Below are 19,366 nucleotides of genomic sequence, written 5' to 3'. Positions count from 1 at the left end.
AGTGGTTAAGCAAGACGCCAACACAGTCGGCCTTCAGGTACCGTTTGGCGAACGCGACGGCATTCTCTACCCCGCGTCGGCCATAGAGCGTGGCCTGGCCTGCGGTTGCCACTGCCCAGGATGCGGTCGGCAGTTGGTGGCTCGCAAGGGCCCGCGACAACGACCAAACTTCGCCCACTATCGAGGGGGAGGCGAAGAGCACTGCTACGAGACGGCGGTGCACAAGATGGCGAAACAGGTATTGCTCGACGCACGTCATGTGATGCTCCCTGCGTGGGAGCGCACTGCTTGGCTCAATGACCTTGATGGACAGCCACACTTCGAGCCAGTCACTCGCGCCGCGCGGATCTGGAACTATGCCCGGGCCAGGCAGGAGGAATGGATGGTCGGTGCACGCCCAGATGTAGTCCTCGAAGTTGATGATGCGCGCACTCCACCTCTCCTCGTCGAGATCAGGGTGACCCATGCCGTAGATCAGACAAAGGCCGCGCTGGTACACAAGCGCGGCTGGGCCATGATCGAAATCGACCTATCCAAGCTGGACTCTGATACCGTTCTCGAAGAAGCCTTTGCCAACGTTGTTCTACACGAGGCCGCGAATCGCGCATGGATCCACTCTCCCGCAGCTGAGAAGGCGTTCGGACGTGCCGAGCGCGCCTTAGAGCAGCGGGTTGCTGATCTCAACCGCAAGATCCTGAAGGCTCGTAGAGAACTAGAAGAACGCAGACGGCGCAATCAGGCTCAGCTGGACGGCCAGCGCCGTAGCCGGGAGCGGTACCGGACCAAGCTACGCGCTCCTCATCTCAAAGATCTGGAGGCGCTCTCTGCCTTTGCTGATCCCCATGCCGCTCGTCTGGCACTACAGGCACAGTTCGACAGGGACAGCAAGGCAATCGAGTTAGCAAGCCGGCGTTACTTGAACGATGAGCACTTGCCCCCTTTCCTTTCGCATATCCGCAAGGGCTGGCAGTTGGTTGGCGCGCATCCGTGGCTTTGGCAGCTGAGTTTGTGGGGCGAATTCGTGCATGACATGCCGGTCGGAACCTTGATCGATACGAAGCGTTGGGTACCTTGGCTTGGCAATAGGTTCGGATACAAGAGCGCGCTGAAGCGGTTGTTTGACGCACAGCAGAGGGACTCGCAAGGCGCACGTGAAAAAGGGTTCCGCCGATGGGGCCAGTACCGCGCCTGGTTTTTCGAGGATTGGGAGAACGAACTGATCCCATCTCCTTTCGAACTCGTCGGGGCGCTTGCCGATCAACTTTGGCGCGCCGGGCTGGTTGAGCCAACCGACACGTTCAAGGTCTATGAGGTGGTCTCCACTGAAGCAGACCTATCCATGTTCGAGAAAGCTGGCCCTATGGGACCTACACCTTCACTCCCGACCCCGCCAACAAGAGAGTCGGAAGAAGAGCGTCGAGTACGAAAACGGGCGGAGCTGATCTCTATTTTCGAGGAACACGGCGAACCCTACACTCTCTGCCCTGGATCGCCCAGAGTTTCATAGACACTCATCGGCCGCTTTGCGCGTAGCGCCTTTCGAACTCTACCGGTGAGACGTCGCCGGCGGAACCATGGCGGCGAACCGGGTTGTAGAACATCTCGATGTAATCGAACACGTCCGAGGCTGCGGCGGCCCGGGTCGGGTAGATCCGCCGTTTGATCCGCTCCTTCTTCAAGACGCTGAAGAAGCTCTCGGCGACCGCATTGTCGTGGCAGTTCCCGCGACGGCTCATGCTCGGAACCATCCGGTGCACCTTGAGGAACGATTGCCAGTCGCTGCTGGTGAACTGGCTGCCCTGGTCGGAGTGCACCATGACGCCCGGCCCCGGCTTGCGCCGCCACGCTGCTGCCACGAGGGCCTGCAGCACCAGGTCGCTGGTCATCGTCGGCGCCGTGGCCCAGCCCACGATCTGCCGCGAGTACAGGTCGATGACCGCCGCGAGGAACAACCAGCCCTCATAGGTGCGGATGTAGGTGATGTCCGTGACCCAGACCTTGTTGGGGGCGTCGGGGGCGAACTCGCGGTTCAGCACGTTGTCGACCACACCCACCGGGCCACCGCGATGGCGGGGCTTGCTCCCGTAGCCGACCTGCGCACGCAGGCCCTCGGCCTTCATCAGCCGCTGCACGCGGTGGCGGCTGCAGGTCTCGCCCGCTTCGCGCAGATCCAGCGTGATCTTGCGGTGGCCATACACGCCTCCGCTGGCCAACCAGAAGTGCTTGATCAAGCCGAGCAACCGCTGATCCTCGCACTCGCGCAGGCTGGCCGACTGCCGAACCCAGGCGTAGTAGCCGCTCCGGTGCACGCCGAGCACCCGGCACATCGCGACCAGTCGGAACTCGCCGATGTGCGCACGCATGAATGCGTACTTCGCCCTTACCCCCTGGCAAAGTACGCGGCGGCTTTTTTTAGAATGTCGCGCTCCTCGGTCACGCGCCGCAGTTCGGCCTTGAGGCGGCGCACTTCAGCCGAGTCGGTCCCCGCCGGCGCGGAACCTGCGGCCGGCCTGCCGGCCTTCTTCGCCTTCTGCACCCAGTCGTACAGCGTGTGCTTGGGGATCCCGATGCGCGCGGCCACATCCACCACCGTGAAGCCGCGCTCGAGTACCTGCTTCACCGCCTCGGCCCTGAACTCATCCGTGTACTGCTTGTTGCTCATAGACACCTCTGCTGTTGCCATGGATTATGGCCTCTGGGTGTCTACGAAAGACTGGGCGATCCAGCCCATTGTGTGAGGAACCGTCAGATCCGGGGCAACCGGAGTGCCAGTGTGGAACCAAGCTCAAGCGTACGCTCGTACGTCCGAAGCCCCCCGGTCAACCTAGATGAGCGGGATCTTCGCCCGTCCTGACCGCATCAACCAGATGCTCAGAGCACACGAGTTGTCGAAGTACTTGCGGGAGAGCTAATCCCTAACAGACGAACCTGCAACCGCAGTGTGTCTAGGCGCACCCTAGCTTTGTCGACAACCTCTGTCTGCTTCTGACCGGAGCTGTCTGATCGCACAATCGGTAGCCTGATCATCGTAGTACGAGTTATTGACGCATTGGCGAACGCACGGGATCGCCCGTTGCCTGCACCTCGGCGACCAACCCGGTCGACCCGCCAGCCCGTGATTCAGTCCGTCGCCTCCCGCAGCAGGCGCCAAGCTTCCACATCCAGACCGACAGCAACCCGTTCGAGGGTGTCCAGCCGCATGGTCTTCTCGCCGCGCTCAATCGCGCCGTAATAGTTTCGGTGCATCTGGATGCTGTCGGCGAAGGCCTCCTGGCTGACGCCAAGTTGCTCCCTTCGCTTCCTGATGGCCAGACCAATTCTCGCGGGCAGGGACGTCGACATGCCCGACACACTAGAAATGGACCAGCTAAAGCTCTACAGTCTTTAAGATAGGCCACCTATAGATGTTATTTGAAGGAGCGACTCACGATGAGCACATTTTCATGGAGTCTGGCACTGACCCTCGTTGGCTTGGGAGCCTTGGGCGCCTCTTCGGCCCAAGAACCCGCGAATGCACGTGATGGCAGCGCGCTGGTCTTCGTCGCACCGGCTGACAATGAGAACAGTGACGAAGGGCTCGGCTGCGGCACGACGTTCGGATTCTCCTATGTGATCGACAACGTCAAAGGCAGCCGGTCCGGGAAGGTCGAGCGTGAATCCTCAGCCGCCGTACTCATCACCACCTTCAAGGGTGCGGCCAATGGAAGCACCGGCAAAGGTCAAAGACAGCGGTTCAAGCTCCAGCATGAGGCATCGCCTGAGTCCTGCATCTTGAGCTTCCAGGCAGACGGCGCGGCCGAACCCTACAAAAAGGGCTCGTTCATGAATCTCTGGGAGGCTCCGGACTTTTCGCCAACTGCTGTGCTTCGTGACACCTTCAAGGTGCGGTACAAGTTCTCAGTACCCAGCGAGTACCCACCCGACTCCGCGATCGCAAATTTCGATCGGCTCGCAGACAAGGGGTGCAACAACGTCGGGTATCCAAGGGCCTTGGGCTTCGACTACGAGAATGGCGTTGGTGATCCGGTCTATTGCGTGAAAGTTGGCGATAAAGTCCAGCCTGTGCGGATCGGATGTGTTCCCTACAGGAATGGGACGACGTGTACAGCGTCCGCTGTGCTGCAATCCAGTCGTGAGGGCAACCGTTACTCAGCGATCGAGGGTGCCAGGCTTCTTCGGGAAAGCGTCAGTGAGATCATCAACGACTGATCTCGATTCCCGCTCCTTCACCATGGAAAGCCTCAAAGTCTTCGTTCCGCCAGTGTAGTCAACCAAGTTCCAGCAGGCTCATGCTCAATAAGAAGCGTCCTTGGGATATTGCTGAAACCTTGCAATTCCTGTCTTTCGACATCGTCAACCACCTCAGCGCCGGAACACTACCGAGCAACGAAGAAATTCGTCGTTGGCTCGATTCCATCAACAATGCCGCTCCAAACTATTGGGCGCTGGAACTCGTATGCGAGGACCTCGTTGAGGATGGGGTGACGGAAGCCAGAATGCAGGCCCTCAAGAATGCGCTGGCGCATGCGCAAGGCCAGAATGAGTACTGGCCTCGAAAAGATCGCTGGTAGTTCTCCGCAGGATGAGTGAACCCATCCGAAAAGTTCCCTTGTCGCGAAACTCCAATCATGAAGTACGCTAGAGATTGGCTTATCCGACCAAGCGATCTTCAGTGACCAGCCTGCGCGATGCGAATCCAATGTTGCTGGCCGGATAGTTCCTCTGCTTTTTTAGCGGATGTAGAAATTGGTTAAGCGCCAGGCACCACTCCACCGCCGATCTTGATCGAAAGGCGCTCCCTCCTCGGCTATAGCGCAGAAGCGCTAGCGGACCACCTCGTGCCGGCTGCCGAAAAAGACCCCTCGTCGCTGTAGGCGTGGGTGATGTAGGAATTCCCCTACCCCACGGCGCGACATCCACTGACTGACAGGACCCAGTGGCCCGAGCAATCTTCCGTGTCCCGGCAGCACGGTCTATGCATCGGCAACGGATGCCGCTCAGCAACGTAGATAGTCCGCGACCTTGAGCTAGTCGTGAAGCTGGGCCGGGGCGCCCTCCATCTTCAAGGTGCCGGCGATGCAGAGCAGGATGATCCTCGTTCAACCCGCAGATTATGGCTGGTCGTTCACCTTTCGGGGTCTGCCGCTGAGCAACTTGGCCACCAAGTCGGAAGCCGTGGAGTCAGCCATAGGGCATGCTGGCGATCGCTTCGCCATAACCGGGGAACCAATTGGCGTGGTCCTGCGCTCGGCTTGCGGATCTGAAGTGCTTATCTACCAGCACGAGCGGCCCTCACGATAAGTCGTCACACCGGCCGTCAACCTTGCACCGGGTGGATCCAGCAAGAGGATCATCGGGTACGGCTCCACCGGCACGCCGCACAGGTGCGGCGACCGCGCCAGGCGATCGCTTTCCAAACTGTGCAGGGCTAGTTGTGTAAACCCATGACGTTGTTCAGCGGAAGCTGGAGGCGGCTGGCAGGGGATTTGTAGCCGAGGCTGGCGTGGGGGCGATGCCAGTTGTATTGGTGCAACCACTGGGGAAGCGCCTGTTGTCGCTGGTCCGAGCTGTCGTAGGCGCGAGCATAGGCCCACTCCCGCAACGCTGTCTGGACCAGCCGTTCGGCTTTTCCGTTGGTGCGTGGCGTGTAGGGCCGTGTGCGCAGGTGACGCAGGCCCAGGCGTCGCAGGAGTCGGCGGAACCGCCGGCTCCTGTAGCAGGCGCCGTTGTCCGTCATCACCCGGGTGAAGGTAACGCCGAGATTGCGGTAGTAGCGCAGCGTCTGCAGCAGTGCGCGGCAGGCACTGGAGCCACGTTCATCGTCCTCAATGGTGCCGAAGGCCACCCGGGAGTGATCGTCGATAGCCAGGTGAACGAACTCCCAGCCCGCGCCATCGGAAGCCCGCTGGCGATCGCCGGTGACGCGATGGCCGGGACGCCAGAACCGCCCCAGCTTCTTGATATCCAGATGCAGCAGGTCGCCGGCCCGCGGGTACTCGTAGCGGTTGTCCGGGCGCGCCGGCTCAAGCTCGGCCAGCCGGTGCAGTCCGGCGTGACGCATCAGCCGCGCGATCGTGCTCAGTCCGACGGGCAAGGCCATCGAGATCTGGCGATAGGTCTGCCGCTGACGACGTAGCGCCATCACCTGCTCGACCACCGGTGACGGTGTGGCGTGGGGCGAATGAAGCGGACGCGAGGAGCGATCCTGCAATCCCGCAGGGCCTTCCTCGCGGAAGCGGCGCAGCCACTTGTAAGCCGTTCGAACGCTCACCCCGGCTGCGTGGGCGGCTTCTTCGACCCGCAGGCCATGGTCGATCACCCGCTCCACAAGCAGGGCTCGACCGCGAGGCGTAAGACGGGCATGTTTATGCAAGTTCATCCGGGGCTCCTGGGGGTTGGGTTGGCTTCGTAACCCCCATCTTCCAGAGATGCCCCGGGTGAACAACCTACTGAGAGATCACAGCTAGTCCGAGTGTGTTCCAACTCGCCGAGCGTCGGCTCCCGGCCCTGGATTCAACCGATCGATGCAACGACTTGCCGATATCGCTCGGCTGGCGTTTCGTAGCCTAACGTCTTCCGGGGCCGCTCGTTCAACTTGCGTGCTACCGCATCAAGCTCTGCTTGAGAGACGTTGGACAGGCTGACGCCCTTGGGGAAGTACTGCCGCAGCAGCCCGTTGGTGTTCTCGTTGGTGCCGCGCTGCCATGGATGGTGCGGGTCACAGAAGTAGACCTGGATGTCGGTGGCCAAGGTGAAGCGGCGGTGTGCCGCCATCTCCTTGCCCCGGTCCCAAGTCAGCGATTGATACAGTTGTTTCGGTAGGCGGCGTGCATTTTTGATCAGGGCGTTGACCACCGTCTCGGTGTCTTTGCCGTCAACCTTCACCAGCATCACGTAACGTGTGTGTCGCTCCACCAAGGTGGCAATCTGGCTGTTCCTATCCCCGAACAGCAGGTCGCCTTCCCAGTGCCCCGGCACGGCCCGATCCTCGGCTGAAGCGGGGCGCTCGCTGATCGAGATCGTGTCCTTGATCCTGCCGTGATCAGGCGTCTTCTGTGTGTGGTGGCGCGAGCGACGCATGCCTCGAGTTCGCCGCAGGTGCGCCAGAAGCTCCTGCTTCAGGGCTCCGCGGGACTGGATGTAAAGCGTGCGGTAGATCGTCTCGTGAGACACCTGACGGCTCGTGTCGTCGGGGTACGTGCGTTGGAGCCAGCCTGCCACCTGCTGTGGCGACCATTGCTGTCGCAGCTTGCTGGCCACCTGGCGTGCCAAGGCCCGATGTCGAGTCAGCTTACAGGGCTTGGGGCGACACGCACGATCCCAAGCAGCTTGGTCGGCTTGGCTGGCCCGGTAGCCGAGGGGGCCTTCGTTGCGTCGAAGTTCACGACTCACTGTGGATGGGGCCCGGCCCAGGGAGGCTGCAATCGCGCGCATTGACTGTCCGGCGGCGATGCCCCGGGAGATATCCTCTCGCTCGGCCAAGCTCAGCGCTCGCACCGAACGTCGTCGTTGAGGCGGACGGATGCCGCCGGACTCAGCCAGGATCCTTCGGACCGAGGTATGCCGCCGATCAAACAGCGCTGCAATCTGATGCAGGGACTCGCCCCGCTGCCAACGATCCCACATCAAGGCCTTCTGGCTATCGGTGTAGTAGATCCTCTTCCTGTACTTCATCTGCAACACTCCTGCTGCTCGTGGCAGTCTTCAGTGTGTTGCATCGATCAATTGAATCCAGGGCCATAAGCGGACCTCGCCGTCGCCAGGAGTGCGGAGCATCTGATACCTGCGCAACGAGTTCAGAACGCGCGCAGAACTCGTGGAGGCAGCGGAAACGGGCACGTGATTGCCGCCAGCCTTCTGCGGCACCGTGGCGTCGTGCGCCGGCACGCCGACCAGGAGTGCGGGATGATCGACACGGCCCATCGCCTGGAAGCCGCTACATCCGCAGACGAATGATCGGATCGCCCAGCGAGCCCTGAGTCACGTTGCCGCTTGCGCGCAAGGTGAGCGCGCCGACGTCGACCGCCGCCTCGACTCACTCGACCGGGAGTGGGACGTCGAGCGTGTAATCGAACTGGAGGCGGCGATGACCATCGGTGGCGCCGCTTTCGGACCCGCCGTCAAATCGATAAAGAGCGTTTCGCACTGCAGGCGCTGCGTGGCGACTTCGATATGCCTGCAGACAGCGCGAACGCTTACCGGATCATGGACGCAGTCCGGCACTGACCGGGCGCGGCACGCAGTGGTCGTTAGCCCGGGACCTTGCTCCTGGCTTGGGAAGCGCTGGCCTCGATCCTGCGGCGCACCTCTTCCTCAAGACCCTTGAGCCCCCAGGCCTTCCCGGTTGCGATAGCCTCATCGATCTTCTTCCCATCCACCCATGCGGCCCGAAGCGCCGCCATCGCGCCGACACGGTTGCCGCTTGCGCAGTGCACGAGCACCGGTCTCTCCGCGTCGCGGACAAGGGCGTCGAACGTCATCACGTTCTCACGGGTGAGATCCACTGCGCCGCGTAGCGGCAGGTTGGAGTACAGAAGGCCGGCCGCACGGACGGCTGCCGCCTCGTCGAAATCCGGCGTCTCCGCATCCGGAGTGAGGTCGATCACGTGGCGGATGCCGGCATCGCGCACACGTGCGATGTCGTCGGCAGCCAGCCGACCCCCCGATACGATGCCCGGGGCCGGCGACACCGCATCCGCGACGGTCGGCAGCGCAGTCGGGTGCGTGGCGGAGGCGCAGCCGGAGCCTGCGAGCGCAACGACAAGGAAGATCAATGGAAGGGACTTCATGGCGTAACCCTCAGGCGCGATTGACGAGACGGTGCAACAGGATGCCCGCCAACATGGCCGGAATGAACCACAGTGCTTCGATTGAGCCGATGCCGAGGCCGGCGAGCGCGGGGCCGGGGCAGTAGCCGGCAATGCCCCAGCCGATCCCGAACAATGCCGCACCGCCGAACAGCCTGCGGTCGACGTGCTTCAGGTTCGACAGCTGGAACGTATCGGCGAGCACCGGGCTGCCGCGGCGCAGCACAAAGCGGAACAGCAGCGTGGTGGTGGCGACGGCGCCGCCGAGCACGAACATCAGCGTCGGGTCGAAATCGCCGAATACGTCGAGGAAGCCGAGCACGATGCGGGGGTCAGTCATGCCCGACATCGCCAATCCCAGACCAAACAGGGCCCCCGACAGCAGCGCGGCGAGTAAAAACTTCTTCATCATCAACTCCAGACGTGGCGCACAAGGAAGGTGGTTGCAATGGCCGTGGCCATGAAGGTCAGGACGGCCGCCAGCGAGCGCATGGACAGTCGGCCGAGCCCACACACGCCGTGGCCGCTCGTGCAGCCGTTGCCCATGCGCGTGCCGAAGCCCACCAGCAGCCCGGCGACCACCAGCCCGACTCGCGAATAGTCCGTCCGCGGCAGTGGTGCACCGGGCACCAGTGCCATGTATAGGCCCGCGGCGACGATCAAGCCCAGCAAAAACATGGCGCGCCACGACACATCACCTGCCTTCGGGAACAGAACGCCGTTGAGGATGCCGCTGACGCCCGCGACCCGTCCGTTGAGCCACAGCAACAACGTCGCGGACAGTCCAATCAGCACCCCGCCTGCCAGGGCGATCATCCACGTGGTCATGCCTCACCTCCCAATTGGTTCAGGGGCAGCCGCAGGTAGCGGATGCCGTTCGCGTCCGTCGGCGGCAGCTCGCCAGCGCGAATGTTCACCTGCAACGCCGGCAGAATCAGCTTGGGCGCCGCCAGTTTTGCATCCCGTTCGGTCCTCAACTTCACGAACGTCTCCTCATCTGCCTCGCCGCCCACATGCACATTGCGCTGCTTCTGCTCGTCGAGCGAGCTCTGCGGATGCGCCTCGCGCTCGGCCGGCGGGTAGTCGTGGCACAGGAACAGGCGGGTGTCGGCGGGCAGATCGAACAAGGTGCGGATCGATCGGTAGAGCTTGCGCGCGTCGCCCCCTGGGAAGTCCACTCTCGCGGTGCCCGTTTCAGGGGCAAACACCGTATCGCCCACGAACGCGGCGTCACCAACGAGATAGGTCAGACTATCGTCGGTGTGACCGGGCGTCGCGATCGCACGCGCTTCGAGCTCGCCGATGGCGAACGTGTCTCCATCGGCGAACAGCCGATCGAACTGGCGGCCGTCGGTGGCGAACTCCGGCTCCATCCCGAACAGCGCCTTGAAGCGCTCCTGCACCTGGGTGATACCGCGACCGATCGCGACCTTCGCGCCGGTTTCGCGTTTGAGGTATGCCGCCGACGTCAGGTGGTCGGCATGCGCATGGGTTTCAAGGATCCAGTCCACGATCAGCGAATGATCGCGCACGAACGCGAGCACGCGGTCGGCCGAGGCGGTCGAGGTTCGGGCACAGGCGGGATCGTAGTCGAGCACCGGGTCGACGATGGCGGCATGGCCACCGTCACGATCGTAGACCACGTAGGTGAAGGTGAACGTGGCCGGGTCGTAAAAGCTCTGCACCTGCGGATTCATTTGACAGCTTCTTGCTCTGTACTTTAGGTACTGCTAAATTACATTCGTCACCTGTCCTTGTCAAGAACTTACTAAACTACATCCGCCATGGCCCGTTCATCAAAGAAGATACGTCCGATGCCCTCGACCGAGCAGATGGCGCAGCATGCCAATGAAGCGGCCGCACTGTTGAAGGCACTGGCCCATCCGGCACGCCTGCTCGTGCTGTGCCAGCTGGTCGAGGGCGAGGCTTCGGTAGGAGAGTTGCAGCCGATTACCGGGCTCAGCATATCCGCCCTGTCGCAGCACCTGGCCGTACTGCGCGAGATGCAGCTCGTCACGACGCGTCGCGAGGCGCAGACCATCTACTACGCGCTAGCCGAGGGCCCTGCTGCAAGCGTGCTCGATACGCTATACGCCGCCTACTGTGGCAGCCAGGAGGCTGTCCAATGACCACGTTCCAGTTAGTGATGGGGGTCATTTCCGGCGGCGTCGTCGGCTTCACGCTCGGGCTGGTCGGTGGCGGCGGCTCCATTCTCGCGGTCCCGCTCATGGTCTACCTCGTCGGGGTGCGCGACCCGCATGTGGCGATCGGCACCAGCGCGCTTGCGGTTGCGGCCAACGCACTTATCGGCCTGACCAACCATGCCCGCAAGCGCAACGTGAAGTGGCGTTGCGCCGCGGCGTTCGCTATCGCCGGCGTGCTGGGCGCGTGGTTCGGGGCGATGCTCGGCAAGGCCATGGACGGGCAGCAGCTGCTTGCATTGTTCGCGCTCCTGATGCTCGTGGTCGCCGGCATGATGTTCCGCTCGCGCGGAAGTGAAGGGGATCCGGCGGTGGTGCTCAATCGGGGCAACGCGCCGAAGCTGCTGGGTTCGGGCGCGGTCACCGGGCTCCTGTCGGGTTTCTTCGGTATTGGAGGGGGCTTTCTGGTAGTACCGGGCCTGATCGCCTCGACCGGCATGCCGATCCTGTTCGCGGTCGGTTCATCGCTGCTCGCCGTTACCGCCTTCGGACTGACCACCGCATTGAGCTACGCGAGCTCCGGACTGGTCGCCTGGTCGCTTGCGGTGGCGTTCATCGGCGGCGGCGCGGTCGGCAGTCTGTTTGGCGCCCGCCTCGCCACACGCCTGGGCGACCGCAAGGGCGTGCTCAACACGGTGCTTGCCGGCCTGATCGTCGTCGTCGCGGTGTACATGCTGTACCGCACCGCGAGTGAACTCGGCTGGATCTGAATTTCGTTCTTCCCCGCAAACGTTCCGGAGGCTCCCATGAACACACCCTGGCGCTTCGCTGAAGATCACTACGCCGGTGGGCAGCCCACGCCGGCGCATCTGGCCGAACTCGTGCGCGAGGGCGTGCGCACGGTTATCAACCTGCGTGCCCCGGACGAGCCCACGGAATATGACGAAGCCGCCGAGGCCGCCCGGCTCGGCCTGAACTACGTGTCGCTGCCGATCGCCGGCGCCGCCGATCTCGACCGAGCCCGGGTGCGCGAGTTCGGCCAGACGCTGGACGATGCGCGCCGCGAAGGCGGGGTCCTGATCCATTGCGCGAGTTCCAACCGCGTGGGCGCAATGATCGCGCTTGACGCGACACTTAACCGCGGCTGCTCGCTGGAAGCGGCACTCAAGCGCGGCCGTGAGGCCGGTCTGGCGACGCTGGAGCCGGCCGTAGTGGCGCTCGCGGAAAAAGAAGGAGCCCGGTCATGATCGGTCCCGCCACCATCTTCCGCCAGCTCTTCGAGCCGGTGTCTTCGACCTACACCTATCTGATCGCCTGCCCCGAAACGCGCGAAGCCGCCCTCGTGGATCCGGTGATGCCCGCCTGGCAGCGCGACCTGCAGGTAGTCAACGAGCTCGGTCTGAAGCTCGTCATGACGATCGACACGCACATTCATGCAGATCACATCACGTCGGCGTCGATGCTCCGGCGGGAGGTAGGCAGCCGCATCGCTACCCCCGCGCTCGATGCATTGTCCTGTACCGACGTGCCGATGGAAGACGGCGTCCCCCTGCAGGTCGGCGGCGTGCGCATAGACCCGATGCATACGCCCGGCCACACCGACAACCACTTCGCGTTGGTGATGAATGACCGCGTGTTCACCGGCGACGCGCTGCTGATCGACGGCTGCGGCCGTACGGACTTCCAGAGCGGCGACGCGCGTGAACTGTACGAGAGCGTACGCGGTCGGCTGTTCGGCCTCCCGGGCGAGACGCTCGTGTACCCGGCGCATGACTACCAGGGGCGGTGGGTATCGAGCATCGCGCAGGAGAAGCAGCGCAACCCGCGGCTCGGCGCCGAACGCACGCTCGAGGATTTCATCGAGCTGATGGAAAACCTGAACCTGCCATACCCGAAGTTCATCGACTATGCCGTGCCGGGTAACAAGGCGTGCGGGCAGTGTCCTCCGGACCTGCCGGAGCACCTTCGCCAGTACTGTCAGGAAATGGCGGAAAGCCCCCAAGGTTAGCGAGGGTCGGGGGTTGGAGGCATTCCACGGCCGCCGAATCTAACCGTCCTGCCTCGGCAGGACGAGCTCCGCGACCGTCCCACCTCCCTCCCTGGGACGCAAGACCACGTACCCGCCATGACGCTCGGCGATTGCCTCGACGATCGTCAACCCCAACCCGCTGCCTCCTGCGCTGCCGGTCGCGCGTCCTCGCCAGAACCGTTGCGTCGCCTGCCGGTACTCGTCAGGTTCGAGACCAGCGCCACGATCGGTCAGACGGAACCGTACCGTGGTGGCATCGGCATCAGCAACAAGGTCTACGGCACTTCCCGGAGGCGAATAGCGCAACGCGTTGTCGACGAGGTTGCGCAACGCCGCCACGGACAGCGCGGGAGGCACCGCCGGCACCGCCTGACTACCGCTTCCAGCCACGACAACGACCCGGCCATTGGCCGCCGGACTGCTGGCCGCCACCGCCTGCTCCACCACCTGCGCGGCGGTGATCCACTGTCCGTCGTCGAACGGCAGCCGTCCTTCGACCCGCGCCAGCATCAGCAACTGGTCCAGCGTCGCACGCATACGCTGCACGCCTTCACCGGCATCGGCCAGCGCACGTCGTGAGTCCTCGCCACCAGTCAGCCGCGCAACCTGCAGGTGAGTGTCGATCGCAGTCAAGGGTGTGCGCAGTTCGTGCGCAGCATGGTTGGTGAAGCTGCGCTCTCGTGACACCGCGTCGGAAACGCGCTGCAGCAGGTGGTTGAGGGATTCGACCAATGGCCGGAGTTCGCCCGGCATTGGTTGCGCGTCGAGGGGCTCGTCGGCATCGGGCTGGCGTTGCGCAAGCGTGCGACGCAGCCGATCGAGCGGCGCGAGCGCACGGCCCGCGCCCAGCCACAACGCAAGCAAGCCACCCACCGCGGCAATCAGGAACGGCAGCCCGGCCGCCAGCGCGATCTGGCGGCTCAGTTCGGCACGCTCACCGAGACTGTCGGCAGTGGTAATGCTGTAACCGTTCGCCTCCAGCGTGTAGGTACGCCACGCCGTACCCTCGATCTCACGCGTGCGATAGCCCGGCGCGTCGGTCGCCATCAGTGCGCTGGATGCGCCCTGGGTGGTGGCGATCACCTCCCCACGCAGCGAGCGTATCTGGCACGCCATCCCGCGACTGCCGGCAACGGTCACCGCATCAGCCGCCGCTACCGGCGAGGCGCCCACCAACGCGCCCTGCGCCAGCAGTCCGGACACCATGCGTGCCGACATCGCCAGCCGGTCGTCGAGGGTATGCTGCAGGTTGCGATCGAGGTCACGCAGCATCCACGCCGCCGCCACGCTCCACAGCACCGCCAAGGCGATGCCGATTGTCAGCACCAGGCGGAATCGCAGGCTCATGGCTCGGCCCTGCCGAACCGATATCCGAGTCCGCGCACGGTTTGAATGACATCGGCACCGAGTTTCCGGCGCAGGTGATGGATGTGCACGTTGATTGCGTTGCTGCCGACCTCCTGTTCGAAACCGTACAGGCTATCCTTGAGCTGTTCGCCGGACAGGCAGCGCCCGCCTGCCTGCATCAGGCTGGCGAGCAGTGCGGTCTCGCGACGCGACAGGTCGACGGGTATGCCGTCGAGCCAAGCCTGCCCACTGGCGGGATCCAGCGCCAGTGAACCGGCTTCGATTAGGTTCACGCTGCGGCCAGCGGCACGCCTCGACAAGGCGTGCAGCCGTGCCACGAGCTCGCCGAGATCGAACGGTTTGACCAGATAGTCGTCGGCGCCGCCTTGCAGGCCGGCGATGCGATCTTCCACCGCATCGCGCGCGGTCAGCAGCAGCACCGGCAATTCATCACCGCTCTGGCGCATGCGCACCAGCAGCTGCATACCGTCCTCGTCGGGCAGCCCAAGGTCCAGCACCATCGCGTCGCAATGGGTCGTCTGTCGCGCGAGTTCGGCGTGCGCGACGCTCTCCACGCGATCGGCTGTCATTCCAAAAGCCCGAAGACCGGAGACTATGCCCCGGGCGATCAATTCGTCGTCCTCAACGACCAGGATCCTCATTGATGCCAACTCCGGAAACCAGATGCGCGCTGCACCCTAGCGCAGGGTACCCGGCGTCGCCACCGCCGGGTCATGGCTCCAGCCTGGGGGGCCTTTAATCGTGACTTAATCGCGCGCCTTCATCGTGGCCGGCCTGGATCTCCGGAGTACTGAATGATGCTGTTGCTGCGCCGGTTGTTGCTAAGCCTGTTGATGTTGCCGATGTTGGCGGTTCCCGTGCCCGCGATGGCGCAAGGCTGGCTCGCACCACCGAGCGGGCAGCAGCAGCCCGAGTTCCTCGAGGTCAGCGAGGTGTTCAGGGTCGAGGCAACGGCCGTGAAGGATGGCGCGACCCGGCTGAGCGGCACTATCGCGCCGGGCTACTACCTCTATCGACACCGCCTGAGCGTTGTTCTCGACGGCGGCAAGGCGTTGCCGCTGCAGTTGTCGAACGGCAGGGCGAAAACCGACGAGTTCTTCGGCCGCACCGAGGTCTATTACGACACTGTCGAAATCATAGTCAATGGTGGCGACGCACGCTCGGCGACGCTGCATTGGCAGGGCTGCGCAGATGCCGGCATCTGCTATCCGCCGCAGACCATGCCGGTCGATCTGCCATCGGTCGAGACGCCACCGGCAACCAATGCCGCTGTGGACACCGCAGCGACGACGCCGCCCTCGGAAAAGGCGACAAGCGACAGCGCCCCGCAGCCGCCCACCTCCCCCTCTGCGGCCTCCGTCGCACAAAACTCGGCAGGCGTCGGCGCATCATCCGTCACGGGCTCGATCAGGGAGGCCGCCCCGGCGCCTTCCGTTGCCGGCGAGGACCAGCGCTTCGCCAGCCGCCTCGCCGATGCCAGCCTGTTCGCGTCGGTCGCGGTGTTCTTCGGCATGGGGCTGCTGCTCGCGTTCACGCCGTGCACGCTGCCGATGATCCCGATCGTTTCCAGCCTGATCGTTGGCGGACAGCCGACCACGCGGCGTGCGCTCGCCTTGTCGGTGGCCTACGTTCTGCCGATGGCGTTGACCTACGCCGCGCTCGGCGTGGCCGCCGGGATCGCCGGTGCCAACCTGCAGGCGGCCTTGCAGAACCCGTGGCTGTTGGGCGCCTTCGCGGCGGTGTTCGTGGTGCTTGCGCTGTCGATGTTCGGTGCGTTCGAGCTGCAGTTGCCGGCGTGGCTCGGCAACCGCCTGGATCGCGCCGGTCGCCAGCAGCGCGGCGGCACGCTCGCTGGCGCCGCCGCGCTCGGGTTCCTGTCCGCGCTGCTGGTGGGACCGTGCATGACTGCGCCACTTGCCGGCGCGCTGCTCTACATCAGCCAGTCCGGCAGCGCGCTGACCGGCGGCCTGGCGCTGTTCGCGCTTGGGCTGGGCATGGGATTGCCCCTGCTCGCGATTGCGGTGTTCGGCGCACGCATCCTGCCGCGCCCCGGCGCGTGGATGGATCGCGTCAAGGCGGTCTTCGGCTACGTCCTGCTGGCGTTGGCGATATCGATGCTGGCGCGGGTGCTGGCACCGGCGACGGCGCTGGTGCTATGGGGCGCCTGGCTGCTCGGCGTGGCGGCGGGTTTCCTGGCCCTGGTCGCACCGCCTGCAAGCGGCCCGCTGCGCCTGTGGCTGCCGCGCTATTTTGCAGCCGCGTCGGCGGTCTGGGCACTGGCACTCATGATTGGCGGTGCCAGCGGCTCCGGCGATCCGTGGCGCCCCCTGGAACGACTCGGTGCCGGCGATGCGAGTGCGCAGACAGCCGCGCCGACGGTCGCCTTCGTCCAAGCCAAGACGGCCGACGACCTTTCACGTCGCATCGCCGAAGCCGGTGCGCGAGGCCAATGGACGCTGGTCGATTTCTACGCCGACTGGTGCGTTTCCTGCCATGTCATCGAACGGGAAGTGTTCGGTGATCCGCAGGTGGCATCGATGCTCGCCGGCATGCAGGTCGTGAGGCCCGACGTCACCGCCAACGATGTGGCCGATCGGGCATTGATGAAGGCATGGCAGGTGGCCGGTCCGCCGACGTTGCTGCTCATCGGACCCGACGGCCAAGAACACCGCGCCGAGCGCACGGTGGGCGAGATCACCCCCGAAGCATTCCTGGCCCGCCTGCAGCGCGTCCAGCAAGGAGCGCAATGATGGTCAGTCTTGGCCCGTTTCCCATGTCCCTGGTGGTGCTGCTGGTCGCACTCGCGATTGCCGCACTGGTCGCCCGGCAGTTCGTTGTGCCCTTGCCCGGGCAACCCGCGATCAAGCCGCTTTCGACGTTCCTCGACATGCTGATGGTCGGCGTGCTCGCGGCGCGGCTAGCCTTCGTGCTCGCATGGTGGCCGCAGTACCTCGCGGATCCGTGGTCAATTGTCCGCATCGGCGACGGCGGCTTCTCGATCTGGGCGGGCGTGCTCGCGGGCCTCGCATTCGGCGCATGGCGAGCGCGAAACGCTCCCGCGCTGCGACGTCCGCTGCTGTTCGGTGCGATCGCAGGGCTGGCTTCCTGGGCCGTTCTCGGTGGCGCGCTGCTGTTGATGCAGCAGTCGGTGGTGAAACTGCCGGCGACCGAACTGAGCACGCTCGACGGCGGCAGCACGAAGCTTTCGGCGATGACCGGCGAGCCGATGGTCGTGAACCTGTGGGCGACGTGGTGCCCGCCGTGTCGCCGCGAAATGCCGGTCCTGGCCAAGGCGCAGGAAGAACGCGGCGACGTGACGTTCGTCTTCGTCAATCAGGGGGAATCCGAATCGGAGATCCGTGACTACCTGCGCGAGAGTCACCTGCAACTGAGCAATGTGCTGCTCGATCCATTCTCGTCCGTAATGCAGGAGTCCGGCTCGCGCGGCCTGCCAACGACGCTGTTCTTCGATGCCGACGGCCGGCTTGTGGACACCCACATGGGCGAACTCTCGAATGCGAGCCTTGCCGTAAAGCTGCGGCGCTTCGGTGCTGCGCCCTCATCGAGTCCCCCAACCCTTCCAACCAAGGAGGTGCCGTGATGGCACGAGTGAACCCCACTGCAATACTGCTTTCGTCCGCCCTGCTGCTCGCCACCGGTTGCAGTCAGGCCGCCGAGGAAAAGTCGGTTTCCACCGCACCGGCTGTCCCAACGAACGCCACCAGCAACCCGGAGACTGAAAGGCCCGCCGTGATCGAAGCCATTGAAGCCCAGGGTTTCGAAGTGCTCGGCGAGTTCGACGCCCCATCGGGTCTTCGCGGCTTTGCAGGCGTCGCAGGCCAGCAGCCCGTGGCGGTATACGCGACCAACGAAGGCGAACATGCCGTCGTTGGGACGCTGATCAATGCAAAGGGCGAGGACATCGGCGCCGAGGCGCTGCAGCGACTTGTCGCCGGTCCGATGTCGGCCCGCACCTGGGCACTGCTGGAGGCGAGCGAATGGATCGCCGACGGAAAGGCCGATGCGCCCCGCGTGATCTACACGTTCAGCGACCCGAACTGCCCGTTCTGCAACAAGTTCTGGAGTGCAGCGCGGCCGTGGGTGGATTCGGGCAAGGTGCAACTGCGGCACATCATGGTCGGTGTGATCCGTCCGGACAGCGCCAACAAGGTTGCCACGATCATGACCGCCAGCTCGCCGTCGGAGGCGCTCCGTCGCAATGAAACCAGCTACAGCTCAGGCGGCATCAAGCCGGCGGCCTCCGTGCCCGCCAATGTGCGCGCCACCCTCGATGCGAACCAAAGACTGATGGTCCAACTAGGGTTCCAAGGCACGCCGGGCATCCTGTTCCGCGACGACAACGGCACGGTCCAGCGCCGAGCCGGCATGCCGGCACCAGATGACCTGGCCACCGTGCTCGGACCGCGCTGATGCGGGGCACATCCTTGCTATTGGGCCTGGTGCTGGCGGGCATGACCTACTTCGCGCAGGCGGCGACGCCGGCGACGTCTCCCGCCCACACTATCGCCATGCATGGCAAAGCGATCGTCCTGCCGGACGCCGCCCACCAACCCGACCCGAAAATGCGCCGGCGGGCGGTATTCAGCCTGACCGTGGCGCCGGCTTCACCCGCTGCGACGGATCCGGGCTTGGAGCGGGTCGCGCGCGCCGTCAACCTGCTCAAGGCAAGCGGAGTGACGAAGAAGCAGTTGGACTTCGTCGTGCTGCTCAGCGAAGGAGCAACGGATTCAGCGCTGGCTGATCCCGCGTACCGCGTCCGCCATGGGGTCGCTAACCCGAACCTCGGGCTGATCGCGCAACTGTCGGCGGCGGGAGTGCAAATGTTCGTGTGCGGCCAGGCCTTGCACTCCCGGCAGCTGGACAGCAACTCGCTGGCACCCAGCATCGCAATATCGCTTTCGGCGTTGACCAGCATCATCACGCTGCAGCAGCAAGGCTATGCGCTGGTTCCGCTGTGAACCAGCAGCAGACGCCGCTGGCTGAATCGACTGTGCCCAGCG

Annotated in this window: 21 protein-coding genes; 11 read left to right on the top strand and 10 right to left on the bottom strand. The window is 64.3% G+C overall.

Annotated elements, in window-relative coordinates; genetic code table 11:
- Positions 1-217 precede the first annotated feature (217 nt).
- Positions 218-1,507 (top strand): hypothetical protein, encoded by a 1,290-nt coding sequence (locus tag ACFONC_RS09105; RefSeq protein WP_386743408.1) that lies wholly within the window; start codon positions 218-220, stop codon positions 1,505-1,507.
- Positions 1,508-1,511: 4 nt separating this feature from the next.
- On the opposite strand, the gene ACFONC_RS09100 is transcribed toward ACFONC_RS09105, so the two are convergent.
- Positions 1,512-2,662, bottom strand: a protein-coding gene (locus ACFONC_RS09100) for an IS3 family transposase (protein WP_386743407.1) whose coding sequence is annotated in 2 segments (ribosomal slippage) — positions 1,512-2,407 and positions 2,407-2,662 — 1,152 coding nt in all. Because the reading frame shifts where the segments join, the coding sequence is not laid out codon by codon here.
- 458 nt (positions 2,663-3,120) lie between these two features.
- The gene (locus ACFONC_RS09095; protein ID WP_386743406.1) at positions 3,121-3,342 is read right to left on the bottom strand and encodes a helix-turn-helix domain-containing protein; all 222 of its coding nucleotides are present in this window, start codon (positions 3,340-3,342) and stop codon (positions 3,121-3,123) included.
- Between the two features lie 87 nt (positions 3,343-3,429).
- On the opposite strand from ACFONC_RS09095, the gene ACFONC_RS09090 reads away from it, so the two are divergent.
- The gene (locus ACFONC_RS09090; RefSeq protein WP_386743405.1) at positions 3,430-4,209 is read left to right on the top strand and encodes a hypothetical protein; all 780 of its coding nucleotides are present in this window, start codon (positions 3,430-3,432) and stop codon (positions 4,207-4,209) included.
- A gap of 80 nt (positions 4,210-4,289) precedes the next feature.
- Positions 4,290-4,571, top strand: a complete 282-nt coding sequence (locus ACFONC_RS09085) for a hypothetical protein (RefSeq protein ID WP_386743404.1) — start codon at positions 4,290-4,292, stop codon at positions 4,569-4,571.
- Between the two features lie 857 nt (positions 4,572-5,428).
- Here ACFONC_RS09085 and ACFONC_RS09080 read toward each other — a convergent pair.
- The 6 genes from ACFONC_RS09080 to ACFONC_RS09055 form a co-directional block, all read right to left on the bottom strand.
- A complete protein-coding gene (locus ACFONC_RS09080; RefSeq protein ID WP_386743403.1) occupies positions 5,429-6,379 on the bottom strand; it encodes an IS481 family transposase in 951 nt (316 codons plus the stop codon).
- A 134-nt stretch (positions 6,380-6,513) separates the two neighbouring features.
- A complete protein-coding gene (locus ACFONC_RS09075) occupies positions 6,514-7,674 on the bottom strand; it encodes an IS30 family transposase (protein WP_386743402.1) in 1,161 nt (386 codons plus the stop codon).
- Between the two features lie 575 nt (positions 7,675-8,249).
- On the bottom strand, positions 8,250-8,789 hold the full coding sequence (locus ACFONC_RS09070) for a beta-lactamase hydrolase domain-containing protein (RefSeq protein WP_386743401.1): 540 nt from the start codon (positions 8,787-8,789) through the stop codon (positions 8,250-8,252).
- 10 nt (positions 8,790-8,799) lie between these two features.
- A complete protein-coding gene (locus ACFONC_RS09065) occupies positions 8,800-9,216 on the bottom strand; it encodes a DUF6691 family protein (RefSeq protein ID WP_386743400.1) in 417 nt (138 codons plus the stop codon).
- 2 nt (positions 9,217-9,218) lie between these two features.
- Entirely contained in the window at positions 9,219-9,635 is a 417-nt protein-coding gene (locus ACFONC_RS09060; protein WP_024890248.1) for a YeeE/YedE family protein, read from the bottom strand.
- Positions 9,632-10,504 carry an MBL fold metallo-hydrolase gene (locus ACFONC_RS09055; protein ID WP_386743399.1) on the bottom strand — a complete coding sequence of 291 codons (873 nt, stop codon included), beginning with the start codon at positions 10,502-10,504 and terminating at the stop codon, positions 9,632-9,634. The genes ACFONC_RS09060 and ACFONC_RS09055 overlap by 4 nt, the downstream gene beginning before the upstream one ends.
- Before the next feature lie 117 nt (positions 10,505-10,621).
- On the opposite strand from ACFONC_RS09055, the gene ACFONC_RS09050 reads away from it, so the two are divergent.
- Genes ACFONC_RS09050 through ACFONC_RS09035 form a run of 4 tightly spaced genes read left to right on the top strand, consistent with a single transcriptional unit; the run spans position 10,622 to position 12,956 of the window.
- On the top strand, positions 10,622-10,936 hold the full coding sequence (locus ACFONC_RS09050; protein ID WP_386743398.1) for an ArsR/SmtB family transcription factor: 315 nt from the start codon (positions 10,622-10,624) through the stop codon (positions 10,934-10,936).
- Complete coding sequence (locus tag ACFONC_RS09045) at positions 10,933-11,718, top strand: sulfite exporter TauE/SafE family protein (RefSeq protein ID WP_024890245.1); 786 nt, start codon at positions 10,933-10,935, stop codon at positions 11,716-11,718. The genes ACFONC_RS09050 and ACFONC_RS09045 overlap by 4 nt, the downstream gene beginning before the upstream one ends.
- Positions 11,719-11,754: 36 nt before the next feature.
- Positions 11,755-12,195 carry a fused DSP-PTPase phosphatase/NAD kinase-like protein gene (locus ACFONC_RS09040; protein ID WP_132986605.1) on the top strand — a complete coding sequence of 147 codons (441 nt, stop codon included), beginning with the start codon at positions 11,755-11,757 and terminating at the stop codon, positions 12,193-12,195.
- Positions 12,192-12,956, top strand: coding sequence for an MBL fold metallo-hydrolase (locus ACFONC_RS09035; protein ID WP_236511794.1), 765 nt, complete (start codon positions 12,192-12,194; stop codon positions 12,954-12,956). Before ACFONC_RS09040 ends, ACFONC_RS09035 begins: the two co-directional genes overlap by 4 nt.
- A 39-nt stretch (positions 12,957-12,995) precedes the next feature.
- Here ACFONC_RS09035 and ACFONC_RS09030 read toward each other — a convergent pair whose 3' ends face one another.
- Together ACFONC_RS09030 and ACFONC_RS09025 are read right to left on the bottom strand one after the other, a co-directional pair.
- Positions 12,996-14,324, bottom strand: a complete 1,329-nt coding sequence (locus ACFONC_RS09030; protein ID WP_100441022.1) for an ATP-binding protein — start codon at positions 14,322-14,324, stop codon at positions 12,996-12,998.
- Positions 14,321-14,986 (bottom strand): response regulator, encoded by a 666-nt coding sequence (locus ACFONC_RS09025; protein ID WP_100441021.1) that lies wholly within the window; start codon positions 14,984-14,986, stop codon positions 14,321-14,323. Before ACFONC_RS09025 ends, ACFONC_RS09030 begins: the two co-directional genes overlap by 4 nt.
- A 153-nt stretch (positions 14,987-15,139) precedes the next feature.
- Between ACFONC_RS09025 and dsbD the strand changes: the two genes are divergently transcribed.
- The 4 genes from dsbD to ACFONC_RS09005 are packed head-to-tail and all read left to right on the top strand — an operon-like array spanning position 15,140 to position 19,324.
- The gene (gene dsbD, locus ACFONC_RS09020) at positions 15,140-17,095 is read left to right on the top strand and encodes a protein-disulfide reductase DsbD (protein ID WP_236511795.1); all 1,956 of its coding nucleotides are present in this window, start codon (positions 15,140-15,142) and stop codon (positions 17,093-17,095) included.
- Positions 17,092-17,946, top strand: coding sequence for a prolipoprotein diacylglyceryl transferase family protein (locus ACFONC_RS09015; RefSeq protein ID WP_386743397.1), 855 nt, complete (start codon positions 17,092-17,094; stop codon positions 17,944-17,946). Before dsbD ends, ACFONC_RS09015 begins: the two co-directional genes overlap by 4 nt.
- The gene (gene dsbG / locus ACFONC_RS09010) at positions 17,946-18,776 is read left to right on the top strand and encodes a thiol:disulfide interchange protein DsbG (RefSeq protein WP_100441019.1); all 831 of its coding nucleotides are present in this window, start codon (positions 17,946-17,948) and stop codon (positions 18,774-18,776) included. The genes ACFONC_RS09015 and dsbG overlap by 1 nt, the downstream gene beginning before the upstream one ends.
- Complete coding sequence (locus ACFONC_RS09005; RefSeq protein ID WP_100441018.1) at positions 18,776-19,324, top strand: DsrE family protein; 549 nt, start codon at positions 18,776-18,778, stop codon at positions 19,322-19,324. Before dsbG ends, ACFONC_RS09005 begins: the two co-directional genes overlap by 1 nt.
- The last annotated feature ends 42 nt before the right edge of the window (positions 19,325-19,366 follow it).

It is taken from the genome of Luteimonas soli (assembly GCF_042648865.1).
Classification (GTDB): Bacteria; Pseudomonadota; Gammaproteobacteria; order Xanthomonadales; family Xanthomonadaceae; genus Luteimonas; species Luteimonas soli.
The sequence above is the reverse complement of the archived record's forward strand: the minus strand, read 5'-3'. Positions and strand labels throughout refer to the sequence as shown.